This window comes from Parasedimentitalea psychrophila, assembly GCF_030285785.1.
GTDB classification, from domain to species: Bacteria; Pseudomonadota; Alphaproteobacteria; order Rhodobacterales; family Rhodobacteraceae; genus Parasedimentitalea; species Parasedimentitalea psychrophila.
This window is the reverse complement of sequence record NZ_CP127247.1, coordinates 4,295,917-4,306,386: the sequence shown is the minus strand read 5'-3', so window position 1 is coordinate 4,306,386 and position 10,470 is coordinate 4,295,917. Positions and strand designations below refer to the sequence as shown.

General features: G+C 58.1%; 11 protein-coding genes. 8 read left to right on the top strand and 3 right to left on the bottom strand.

Going from position 1 to position 10,470, the window contains the following annotated elements:
• Positions 1-10: 10 nt before the first annotated feature.
• Complete coding sequence (locus QPJ95_RS20800; RefSeq protein WP_270918122.1) at positions 11-757, top strand: glycosyltransferase family 2 protein; 747 nt, start codon at positions 11-13, stop codon at positions 755-757.
• Here the strand turns inward: QPJ95_RS20800 and QPJ95_RS20795 are convergent.
• Positions 754-1,467, bottom strand: coding sequence for a sulfotransferase family 2 domain-containing protein (locus tag QPJ95_RS20795; RefSeq protein WP_270918123.1), 714 nt, complete (start codon positions 1,465-1,467; stop codon positions 754-756). The two genes, QPJ95_RS20800 and QPJ95_RS20795, sit on opposite strands and share 4 nt — an antisense overlap.
• 324 nt (positions 1,468-1,791) lie before the next feature.
• Here QPJ95_RS20795 and cysS point away from each other — a divergent pair, with 324 nt between their 5' ends.
• The 3 genes from cysS (at position 1,792) to QPJ95_RS20780 (ending at position 5,815) form a co-directional block, all read left to right on the top strand.
• Positions 1,792-3,342: a cysteine--tRNA ligase gene (gene cysS / locus QPJ95_RS20790; protein ID WP_270918124.1), complete on the top strand. Its 1,551-nt coding sequence runs from the start codon at positions 1,792-1,794 to the stop codon at positions 3,340-3,342.
• The gene (gene cimA, locus QPJ95_RS20785) at positions 3,339-4,958 is read left to right on the top strand and encodes a citramalate synthase (protein WP_270918125.1); all 1,620 of its coding nucleotides are present in this window, start codon (positions 3,339-3,341) and stop codon (positions 4,956-4,958) included. Before cysS ends, cimA begins: the two co-directional genes overlap by 4 nt.
• 80 nt (positions 4,959-5,038) lie before the next feature.
• Positions 5,039-5,815, top strand: a complete 777-nt coding sequence (locus QPJ95_RS20780; RefSeq protein ID WP_270918126.1) for a squalene/phytoene synthase family protein — start codon at positions 5,039-5,041, stop codon at positions 5,813-5,815.
• A 35-nt stretch (positions 5,816-5,850) separates the two neighbouring features.
• On the opposite strand, the gene QPJ95_RS20775 is transcribed toward QPJ95_RS20780, so the two are convergent.
• On the bottom strand, positions 5,851-7,089 hold the full coding sequence (locus tag QPJ95_RS20775) for an MFS transporter (RefSeq protein ID WP_270918127.1): 1,239 nt from the start codon (positions 7,087-7,089) through the stop codon (positions 5,851-5,853).
• Positions 7,090-7,164: 75 nt separating this feature from the next.
• On the opposite strand from QPJ95_RS20775, the gene QPJ95_RS20770 reads away from it, so the two are divergent.
• The 3 genes from QPJ95_RS20770 (at position 7,165) to QPJ95_RS20760 (ending at position 8,821) form a co-directional block, all read left to right on the top strand.
• Positions 7,165-7,827, top strand: coding sequence for a DNA-3-methyladenine glycosylase family protein (locus QPJ95_RS20770; RefSeq protein ID WP_270918217.1), 663 nt, complete (start codon positions 7,165-7,167; stop codon positions 7,825-7,827).
• Positions 7,827-8,492: an alpha/beta hydrolase gene (locus QPJ95_RS20765; RefSeq protein WP_270918128.1), complete on the top strand. Its 666-nt coding sequence runs from the start codon at positions 7,827-7,829 to the stop codon at positions 8,490-8,492. The genes QPJ95_RS20770 and QPJ95_RS20765 overlap by 1 nt, the downstream gene beginning before the upstream one ends.
• Positions 8,493-8,653: 161 nt before the next feature.
• On the top strand, positions 8,654-8,821 hold the full coding sequence (locus tag QPJ95_RS20760) for a hypothetical protein (RefSeq protein WP_270918129.1): 168 nt from the start codon (positions 8,654-8,656) through the stop codon (positions 8,819-8,821).
• 60 nt (positions 8,822-8,881) lie between these two features.
• On the opposite strand, the gene QPJ95_RS20755 is transcribed toward QPJ95_RS20760, so the two are convergent.
• Positions 8,882-9,466, bottom strand: coding sequence for a pseudouridine synthase (locus tag QPJ95_RS20755; RefSeq protein ID WP_270918130.1), 585 nt, complete (start codon positions 9,464-9,466; stop codon positions 8,882-8,884).
• Between the two features lie 421 nt (positions 9,467-9,887).
• Between QPJ95_RS20755 and QPJ95_RS20750 the strand changes: the two genes are divergently transcribed.
• A complete protein-coding gene (locus QPJ95_RS20750) occupies positions 9,888-10,454 on the top strand; it encodes an HNH endonuclease (protein WP_270918131.1) in 567 nt (188 codons plus the stop codon).
• The last annotated feature ends 16 nt before the right edge of the window (positions 10,455-10,470 follow it).

Here is a 10,470-nt window from a genome sequence, read left to right as displayed (position 1 = left end):
GAGACCCGTTATGGAGCCCGCCCTCAGTATCTGCATTCCTGCCTATGAGATGGGCGGCTTTGGTGCCCATTATCTGGATCTGTCGCTGGAGATATTGGCGCAACAGGATTTTCCCGATTTTGAAGTGGTGGTTTCCGATCAGTCCAACGATGATGCGGTGGCAAAGCTCTGTGCTCTGCGGGGCCAGCACATGGATATCCGCCATGTCTGGAACAGGGACGACAAACGCCAGGCCTCGGCCAACGTCAACAATGCTATGGCGCAGGCCAAGGGGACTGTTCTGAAAATTCTGTTTCAGGATGATTTCTTGAATGGAAATAACGCGTTGCGACAGATTAATCAGGCCATGGATGGCGGCGAAAAATGGCTGCTTTGCGGCTCATCAGTGACCCGTGACGGCACCACATTACATCGACCCATGGTGCCGCGGCTGACCGAAAAGCTGCAGTTCGGCAAGAACACAGTGTCCAGCCCCTCGGTGTTGGCCATGCGCCGTGACTGCGCGCTGCAATTTGATGAGAGACTGATCTGGCTGATGGATGTGGAGCTCTATAAACGGCTTTGGGATAGTCTTGGTGACCCGGTGATCCTGCCGGATCCGCTGATCGTCAACCGGCTGCACGAGGGACAGGTCAGCGCCACGATCAGCAAGCAATTGCGTCACAGGGAGCTTCGCTACATCCGTGCAAAATTTGCCGGCACCACCAACTTTCGCGGCTGGATGGAATACCTGCGCCAAAGGCTCAAGGCACTTTAACGCCCCAGAAACCGGGTCAGAAATGGCAGTTTCTTCGGCGTGCCAGGAGAGACTGGATGTGCCCTCACGGGCTCCTGGCAGTCATACCCGAATTTCTTGAAATCCTCGGCGTAGAGTGCCGCGATCAAATCCAGGCTATCAGGAGTCAGCGGTGTTTTCACCGGTGCTTGGCCTGTTTCGCTGCGACGCTTATTCTCATGTGGTATTTGACGCGATCCCGCCGTCTTGCCCTCCAGCTTGTCCAGGTGGGCAACAATGTCATCCAGATTGTCTTCCATCCTGAAAATCGTGCTGTTGGCAACAATGAGGTCGCAGGCCGGGCGCAGATGGTGATCAAACTGGTATGGTTCCGTTTGGCAGCTGTCGGCCCATTGCTGGATCCACAGGTTGATATCCATGTCTTCGGATATGGTTTTTTCACCGGTACGCTGATAATCAAAGGCGCTGCGCAGGCGGGAAATGGGATGGCGCACCACCGCGAAACTGGACTTGATCCAATCTTTGGGAAACAACAGCGCAATGGCCTCGGCATCCACATGTTGCGGCGATGTTTTTGTCCACCGAAAGCTGTCTTCACGTCGGTAGAATTTTGAGTTCACAAAGGCCAAGCTACCAAAACGAGCCCGCAGGTAGTGTTCGACGGAGGCCCCTGCACATTTGGGGACGTGGCAGAAATAGTGGAATTCAGAGCGAATGCGAAAAATGGGCATGCATAGTTTCCCATGAATTGACGTTGCTTGGCTGGTACTGTCTGACCGGTTCCAGCACAAGGCAAGAGTTGATGCGCAGGGCACCCAGGGCAACTCTGGACAGGTTGGTGCGGTGGATGCTGTCGTAGGGGCGAAATAACAGGCTTGGCGGCGGCCTGGTGGCGTGGTAATCACAGGGTATGAAACAGACTTGCCCCCTTATTATCTGCTGCATTTCCTGCTGACTTATCCAGCGGGCCGGTATCTGTCGTTTCAATCCTTCTGACACTTTGCTAAGCCCGCGCTGCGCGCCAGGTACATTTCGTGCCAACCTTAGGAGCTGTCATGACAACTGACATCGTGATCAAACTGCACAACACCAAGACCCGCCGCAAAGAGGTCTTTACCCCGATCGATCCGGATAACGTGCGGATGTATGTCTGTGGCCCCACGGTTTACGATCGCGCCCACTTGGGCAACGCGCGCCCGGTGGTGGTGTTTGATGTGCTGTACCGGTTGCTGCGCCAGACTTACGGTGCCGAGCATGTCACCTATGCGCGCAATTTTACCGATGTGGATGACAAGATCAACAAACGGGCTGCGGATAGTGGCCGCGACATTGGGGTGATCACCGATGAGACCATCCAGTGGTTTTTGGAGGATATGGGCGCGCTGGGAGCGTTAGAGCCGGACCACATGCCCCGCGCCACCCAGTATATTGCGCAGATGGTCACCATGACCGAGGCGTTGATCGCCAAAGGCCACGCCTATGCAGCCGAGGGCCATGTGTTGTTTGCGGTGGACAGCTGGAAACAGGGCTATGGAAAACTGTCTGGCCGCTCGGTTGATGACATGATTGCTGGTGCGCGGGTCGAGGTGGCGCCCTATAAGCGCAACCCGATGGATTTTGTGCTGTGGAAACCGTCGACGGCGGATCAGCCGGGCTGGGACAGTCCTTGGGGCCGGGGACGTCCGGGCTGGCATATTGAATGTTCGGCGATGTCTTATGAGTTGCTGGGCGATAGTTTTGACATCCACGGCGGCGGCAATGATCTGATGTTCCCGCACCATGAAAATGAAATTGCCCAAAGCTGCTGCGCCAATGGCGATGACAGTTTTGCAAAAGTGTGGCTGCACAATGAGATGCTGCAGGTCGAGGGCAAGAAGATGTCCAAGAGCCTGGGGAATTTCTTTACTGTCAGAGACTTACTGGAACAGGGCGTTCCGGGAGAAGTGATCCGCTTTGTGTTTTTGTCTACGCACTATCGCAAGCCGATGGACTGGACCGACAAAAAGGCAAAGGAAGCCGAGGCAACGCTGCGCAAGTGGACGCGACTGACACATGGTATCGAATTGGATCAGGAACTGATCTGTGATGAAGTAGTGGAGGCTCTAGGACAGGATTTGAATACTCCGCTAGCATTATCTATTCTTAAGCGTCTAGCTAAAGAAAAGAGAGTTAGGGAACTGAAGGGGTCGGCGAGACTTATCGGATTGACGTTTTATGTTGACCCCGATGACGAAGATACTCTTACTTACGGTGATGCCTCGGACCGGTTCGTTGATCCTTTTTATGATCCGAATTCAATTGCGGTTCGATTGGGGGAGAGCCTGAGAAGGACATCATTGAATCTATCAAGTGCTGTACGTCAATTGTACCAAACTATTCAGGATGAGTACTCAGAAGAAGCTGCCACTGTTCACGGAGATACAAGTTGTAAACTCAAGGTCTTTGAGCAAGCTAAACGCGAGGGAATCGCGAATATCACTGTCGCGTATCAAACTGCTCGAGACGCTAAGGATTTTGTCCAGGCTGATCTTTTGAGGGATCAGGCGGTTGAACTTGGATTTCAGCTTGTTTCTGAAGATGGTGTAGCGAAGTGGCTGAAAACATGACGCGCGAAAAACTCTACCTCTACGACACCACCCTGCGCGATGGGCAACAAACCCAAGGCGTGCAGTTCTCCACCCCGGAAAAGATCCAGATTGCCAAGGCGCTGGATGTTTTGGGGCTGGACTATATCGAGGGCGGCTGGCCGGGGGCCAATCCCACCGATAGCGCGTTTTTTGATGAGATGCCCAAAACCCGCGCCCGGCTGACCGCTTTTGGCATGACCAAACGGGCCGGGCGCTCGGCCGCGAATGACGATGTGCTGGCGGCGGTGATGAATGCCGGCACCCAGTCGGTCTGTCTGGTGGGCAAGGCGCATGACTACCATGTGACCACCGCGCTGGGGATCACGTTGGACGAGAACCTGGAGAACATCCGGGCCTCAATCGCGCATATCGTGGCGCAGGGGCGCGAGGCGCTTTATGACGCAGAGCACTTCTTTGACGGCTACAAGGACAATCCGGACTATGCGCTGGCGGCCTGCCGCGCAGCACTGGAGGCCGGCGCCCGTTGGGTGGTGCTCTGTGACACCAATGGCGGCGTGCTGCCCAGCGAAGTGGGGCGTATCGTTGGCGAGGTGATCGGCGCCGGGTTGCCGGGGGATCATTTGGGCATCCACACCCATAATGACACCGAAAATGCGGTGGCCTGTTCGATGGCGGCGGTTGATGCAGGCGTGCGCCAGTTGCAGGGCACACTTAATGGGCTGGGCGAGCGCTGTGGCAATGCCAATCTGACCACGCTGATCCCAACCTTGCTGCTGAAACAGCCCTACGCCAGCCTGTTTGAGATCGGGGTCGGCCGCGATGCGTTGTCAGGGCTGACACAAGTGAGCCGGATGCTGGACGATATTCTCAATCGGGTGCCGATGCGCCAGGCGCCCTATGTTGGGGCCTCGGCCTTTGCCCATAAGGCCGGGTTGCATGCCAGTGCGATCCTGAAAGATCCCAGCACCTATGAACATATTGCGCCGGAACTGGTAGGCAATGCCCGCATCATTCCGATGTCGAACCAGGCCGGCCAGAGCAACCTGCGGCGGCGGTTGACCGAGGCAGGATTGAGCGTTGAAAAAGGCGATCCGGCGCTGGCCCGCATTCTGGAGCGGATTAAGGTCCGCGAGGATGAGGGCTATTCCTATGACACCGCGCAGGGCAGTTTCGAATTGCTGGCGCGCGACGAACTGGGGCAATTGCCCGAGTTCTTTGAGGTCAAGCGCTACAAGGTCACGATTGAGCGGCGCAAGAACAAATACAACAAGATGGTCAGCCTGTCCGAGGCGGTTGTGGTGGTCAAGGTCGACGGTGAAAAGCGCCTTTCGGTGAGTGAGTCAATGGACGAGACTGGCACTGACCGCGGCCCGGTGAATGCGCTGGCCAAGGCGCTAACCAAGGATCTGGGGCGCTATTCACAGGTTCTGGCTGATATGCATCTGGTGGATTTCAAGGTGCGCATCACCCAGGGCGGCACCGAGGCGGTTACCCGCGTGATCATCGACAGCGAAGACGCCACAGGCCGGCGCTGGTCGACGGTCGGGGTCAGCCCGAACATCATCGACGCCTCGTTCGAGGCGCTGCTGGATGCGATCCGCTGGAAGCTGATCCACCACGGTGAAGCAAGGTGATATCACCCCTTCTGCGCAGTGGGGCCATTTGGATATTGTTGATGCGGCGCAGTCTCTGATCGCTATTGAGGAAGACTTGGATGGGTTTTGACGACGACCTGAAATCTTGTGCCGAACTGGTGCAAAAGGGTGATGTGGATCGGTTTCAGGCGGTGATGGCGGCGCCGGTTGCCACACGCGAAGTGCTGTTTACTCTCTATGCCTTCAATGTTGAACTGTCACGTGCGCCCTGGGCCAGCTCGGAAAGCATGATTGCCGAAATGCGGCTTCAATGGTGGCGCGATATGGGCAATGAAATTGCCTCTGGCAAATCGGTGCGGCGGCACTTTATCGGGACCCCGCTGGCGCGGCTTTTGCGGCCTGAACTGGCCACGACCATTGACGCCATGGCCGAGGCGCGGCGGTGGGATATCTACCGCGACCCCTTTGCCGATGAGGCAGAATTCGACGGCTATATCGACGCCACATCGGGCGGATTGATGTGGATGGCGGCGGCCTCTTTGGGCGCAGCAGACGAAGCCGTGGTGCGCGATTTTGCCTATGGCGTCGGCGTCGCCAAATGGCTGCAGGCGATCCCCAAACTGGAGGCGCAGAAACGGGTTCCCTTGCTGGATGGAACCCCGGACGGTGTGCGAGCTTTGGCATGTAAGGCTTTGGAACGACTGATGAATGCGCGCGCAGCTGGTGGCCGGGTATCACCCAGTGCCGGTGTTGCCCTGCTGGCTGGATGGCAGGCCGAGGCGATCTTGCGCCAGATCATCCAGCAGCCTGAACGGGTGGCCTTGGGGGCGCTTGGCCAAAGCGAGTTCCGCCGTCGTGCGGGGCTGATCTGGCGGGCGGCTCTGGGGCGCTGGTAGCGGTTTCGGCACAAAGGATAACGCGGGATTAGGCGTTATCCTTTGTCACCTATGTAGCTGTCCTGGCGCGGACGCAGGGTGAGCCATATCAGCGCGCCACCGGCCAGCACCAAAAACGGTGCCATCGCCATGTTGACGGCGTTCCAGCCCTCAACCGGATTGCCACCCGAGCAGTTCATCAAACCGCCCGATGACAGCGAGGCAAAGGTCACGCCGCCAAACACCAGCAGATCATTCAGCCCCTGCATGCGGCCACGCTCGTGCGGCTCGTGGGCGCCGGCCAGCATGGTGGTGGCGCCGATGAAGCCAAAGTTCCAGCCAAAGCCCAACAGGATCAGCGCGCCAAAGAAATTGCCCAGTTCGACCCCATTCAGCGCCACCGCGCCTGCGCCGGCCAGGATCACCAAACCGGCGGCAACGACCTTTTCGACGCCAAAGCGCGAGATCAGGTGGCCGGTGAAAAACGACGGGATATACATCGCCAGAACATGCATGGTGACCACATCAGCGGCGTTGTTCTGGGTGAAGCCACAGCCGACCACCGCCAGCGGTGTCGATGTCATCACCAGGTTCATCAGCGCATATGAGACCATGGCGCAGATCACCGCAACGGCGATGCGCGGCGTTTTCAGAAGCTCCCACCGGGTGCGGCCACGCGGGCTTGTGGCACTGGGGGGCGTCGGCTTGGGAATGTCGAGAAACAGGAACAGCAAGGCGCCAACCAGATTGATCGCGATCACTGTCAGGTAGGTTCCCATAAAGGGGACGACAAAGGCCTGACTGGTCAGTTTGACCAATTGCGGGCCAATGATGGCCGATAGCAAGCCGCCTGCCATGACGTAAGAGATGGCCTTGGGGCGGAACCCCTCAGAGGCGGTGTCAGCGGCGGCAAAGCGGTAAAATCCCTGGGCGCTCATGTAGATACCGGTCAACAGGCTGCCAACCAGGAAGATCGGGAATGAGCCCAGATACAGGCCATAGGCCCCCACCAACCCGCCGGTCGCACCACCAAATGCGCCAATGATAAAGCCGGTGCGGCGGCCCCATTTCTGCATGATTGCGGAAATCGGCGTCGCCGACAGCATCGAGCCCAGCACGATCAGCGAGATCGGCAGGGTGGCAAAACAGGCGTTACTCGCCAGCGATTGCCCGGCCAGCCCGCCAAGGATAAAGATCATCGGCATCTGGGCGCCAAGAAACGCCTGCGCCATCACCAGAATGGCGACGTTGCGTTTGGCGACACTGTCGTCGCGAGGGGTCATGCTAATTGTCATTTGAAATGGGTAGCTGCGAAAATTGCCGGATACAACCCGGTTGCAGTGCTGCAGGCTGCGGCTAATCTGCAGGCAATGGCGATAGAGGAGAGTGACGTGGCGTCAGAACCAAATGTGGGGCGTATCATCACAGGTGATGCCTGTGTGGCCGAAGGGGCCGCCTGGTTGGCGGCCAAAGATCCGCGGTTTGCAACGGCGTTGCAATTGACCGGACCATTGCCGTTGCGGCGCAAGGCGGATGGCTTTGCCGCATTGCTATCGGCGATTGTCAGCCAGCAGGTCAGCCTCGCCTCGGCGGCGGCGATTTGGGGCCGGATGAAAGAGGCGCAGCTGACCGATCCGCGCCAAGTGATAACATCCAGTGACGCGCAGTTGCGGGCGGTTGGGTTGAGTCGTCAGAAGGTCAAATATGCCCGTGCCTTGGCCGAAGCGGGTATTGATTTCAACGCCTTGCGGGGGACTCCGACTGACGATGTCGTCAGGACACTTATCCAGGTTCAGGGGATCGGCGCCTGGACTGCTGAAATATACGCCATGTTCTCACTTGGGCGTGCGGATGTGTTTGCGCCAGGGGATCTGGCGTTGCAAGAGGCCGCACGCATTCTGTTTGAGCTGCCTGACAGGCCGAAAGAACGAGAGTTGCGCAAAATGGCCGCAGGTTGGTCACCCTGGAGGTCGGTTGCGGCGCGGCTGTTGTTTTCCTATTACCGGGTAGCGAAATCCAGGGAAGGAATCTGATGACTCGTGTATTGACCGCAGAACGCAAAGAACCGCTATCGGGAACAACCCGGTCTGTTGTGGTGTTCTTGCATGGCTTTGGCGCCAATGGGGCTGACTTGCTGGGGCTGGCTGATCCACTGGGCGAGCACTTGCCGGATACATTGTTCATAGCGCCCGATGCGCCGGAACGCTGTGCGGGCGCGCCGATGGGATATCAATGGTTCCCGATCCCCTGGATCGACGGCTCATCCGAGGAAGAATCCGAACGCGGTATGCAGTCGGCGATTGCGGATCTGAATGCCTTTTTGGATGCGCTGATGGTGGACGAGGATGTGCTGCCCGAGCAGCTGGTGCTGTTTGGCTTTAGCCAAGGGTCGATGATGGCTCTGCATGTGGCGCCACGGCGCGAGGATCCGGTGGCCGGCATCGTCGCCTTCTCGGGGCGTCTGTTGTCGCCCGAGACGCTGAAGGACGAGGTGGTCAGCAAGATGTCCATCCTGTTGGTGCATGGCGACGCTGATGACGTGGTGCCGCCGCAATCGCTGCCTGAGGCGGCAGAGGCGCTGCAGGAGGCCGGGTTCAGGGATGTCTTTGCCCATATCCAAAAGGGAACCGGACACGGAATTGCGCAGGACGGGCTGAGCGTTGCGCTGGCGTTCCTACGCGACAAGCTAGGGCTGTAATCGTCTATTGCCACGAGAGACGGACCGCCAGGGGAGACCTTGGCGGTTGTGCTTTGATACTCCAGACTATGCCTCGTGCGTAGATGCATCTCACTAGCGCGCCCATTCTACCGAGGGCTCGGTTCCTGTGCCGGGGCTGTCAGACCCGGCGGTAATCGCGATTGGCGATGAAACTGACAGGGAAAGAAAAAATCAGCGTCAAGCAGGCGTGCGCGGCTCTGGTTTTTCTGCAACGGTTGGCGTCGCGCGTGTTGCGCTGGTTCGATATGAGTATTTATCTGCAAAAAGAAACTAGGGACGTGCAGCCCGCGTTGGCTTCTTTTTGCTAAAAATACTCAATTCCTAAGATGCATCAATGGGGCGGCCCAGTGTTTTGAGTAAGGTCCCGACTAATAGCGACGAGACTTTTGGGTGGTTTCTGGCGGGCTGACATCCCGCCAGGTTCCAGGTTGCAGCCCGTCCAGTGTCCAGTTTCCGATGCGGTAGCGAATCAGCCGCAGGGTGGGATGCCCAACCGCAGCCGTCATTCGCCGCACCTGACGGTTGCGGCCCTCGCGCAGTGTCAGCTCGATCCAGGCATCGGGGATGTTTTTGCGCACCCGGATCGGCGGCACCCGTGGCCACAGGTCGGCAGGGTCCCCCATAAGGCGGGCGGTTGCCGGTTTTGTGATCCCGTCTTTTAGGTCGACGCCATTTGCCAGAGCCGTCAGCGCCGCAGCATTCGGGCTGCCCTCGACCTGAACCCAATAGGTCTTGGCCATTTTGTGTTTTGGATCAGATATCCGCGCTTGCAAGCTACCGTCGTCGGTCAACAGCATCAATCCTTCGCTATCGCGGTCCAGTCGGCCTGCCGGATAAACCCCGGGCAAGGTGATGAAATCGCTGAGGGTGCGGCGCGGGGTGCCCTGGCTGCCGCGATCGGTGAATTGCGGCAGAACATCAAAGGGTTTGTTGAAGCGGATCAATTGGGTCATGCTCGCCCATAAAAGGCGGCTGCCACCAAAGCAAGGGCTGTGTCACCATGTCGTTGCAAAAGACCGCTAAGTTTCACCCGAGATATAGTGGAACCGCAGGGCTTGTCAGGTTTGAACCACGATATATAGTTAATATTATGCTGGGGCCGTATCCGCGGTCCGGTGCTGGAATGTGAGATAACATGGCCAGAGTTGCGAGACAAAAGAAGGGTGGCAAGACAGGCAAGCCGTTGCGGGTGCCGGGTGCTGTGGTGCCGCTGCAGCCTTTGAGAGTGGCGGCGGTCGAACTAACTCTGCGGCTCTGTCAACCGGTGCGCTTGCCCCGACCGGGCAAATTGCCGTCTATTGCGGCGATGTCGGATCGCAGCGGGGGGACCGGACCCGGGACAAATCACCTTTCCTGTGCGGCGGGGGGGATGGCATGAACCAGGCTGTTGGCTCGTTGCGGACATTGGTCCTGAATGCAAATATGCAGCCGCTCAGCTGGGCGCCGCTGTCCGTGTGGAACTGGCAAAGCGCCTTTGTGGCTGTTCACCAGGACCGGGTGGTGCAGATAAAATGTTATGACGACATCATTGTTCACTCGGCCACGCAGTCCTTTGAGGTGCCGGCCGTGGTGGCGCTGAGGCGTTATCACAAACGAAGGACGGTTGGCTTTACCCGCTACAATCTGTTTCTGCGCGATGAGTTCAAATGCCAGTATTGTGGTGAACGGTTTCAGGCAAAAGACCTGACGTTTGACCATGTGGTGCCCCGCAGCAAGGGCGGCGGCTCGGTGTGGTGCAATATTGTGGCATCCTGCGAGGCGGATAATCTGCGCAAGGCCAACAGAACACCAAAGCAGGCTGGAATGCGCCTGTTGCGGCCGCCGTTTGAGCCCACGGCGCACCAATTGGACGCTGCGGCCCGGCGTCAGCCCTTGGCCGCAGGGGGCTTGCACCAGACCTGGATGGACTATCTGTACTGGGGCGCTGAGCTAGAGAGCTGACGCATCAGCCCCGCCG

What these genes read in the sequence shown, in the direction of transcription:
- QPJ95_RS20800 (WP_270918122.1), top strand. Translation starts at nt 11, where the DNA reads ATGGAGCCCGCCCTCAGTATCTGCATTCCTGCCTATGAGATGGGCGGC.
- QPJ95_RS20795 (WP_270918123.1), bottom strand. Translation starts at nt 1,467, where the DNA reads ATGCCCATTTTTCGCATTCGCTCTGAATTCCACTATTTCTGCCACGTC.
- cysS (WP_270918124.1), top strand. Translation starts at nt 1,792, where the DNA reads ATGACAACTGACATCGTGATCAAACTGCACAACACCAAGACCCGCCGC.
- cimA (WP_270918125.1), top strand. Translation starts at nt 3,339, where the DNA reads ATGACGCGCGAAAAACTCTACCTCTACGACACCACCCTGCGCGATGGG.
- QPJ95_RS20780 (WP_270918126.1), top strand. Translation starts at nt 5,039, where the DNA reads ATGGGTTTTGACGACGACCTGAAATCTTGTGCCGAACTGGTGCAAAAG.
- QPJ95_RS20775 (WP_270918127.1), bottom strand. Translation starts at nt 7,089, where the DNA reads ATGACAATTAGCATGACCCCTCGCGACGACAGTGTCGCCAAACGCAAC.
- QPJ95_RS20770 (WP_270918217.1), top strand. Translation starts at nt 7,165, where the DNA reads ATGGCGATAGAGGAGAGTGACGTGGCGTCAGAACCAAATGTGGGGCGT.
- QPJ95_RS20765 (WP_270918128.1), top strand. Translation starts at nt 7,827, where the DNA reads ATGACTCGTGTATTGACCGCAGAACGCAAAGAACCGCTATCGGGAACA.
- QPJ95_RS20755 (WP_270918130.1), bottom strand. Translation starts at nt 9,466, where the DNA reads ATGACCCAATTGATCCGCTTCAACAAACCCTTTGATGTTCTGCCGCAA.
- QPJ95_RS20750 (WP_270918131.1), top strand. Translation starts at nt 9,888, where the DNA reads ATGAACCAGGCTGTTGGCTCGTTGCGGACATTGGTCCTGAATGCAAAT.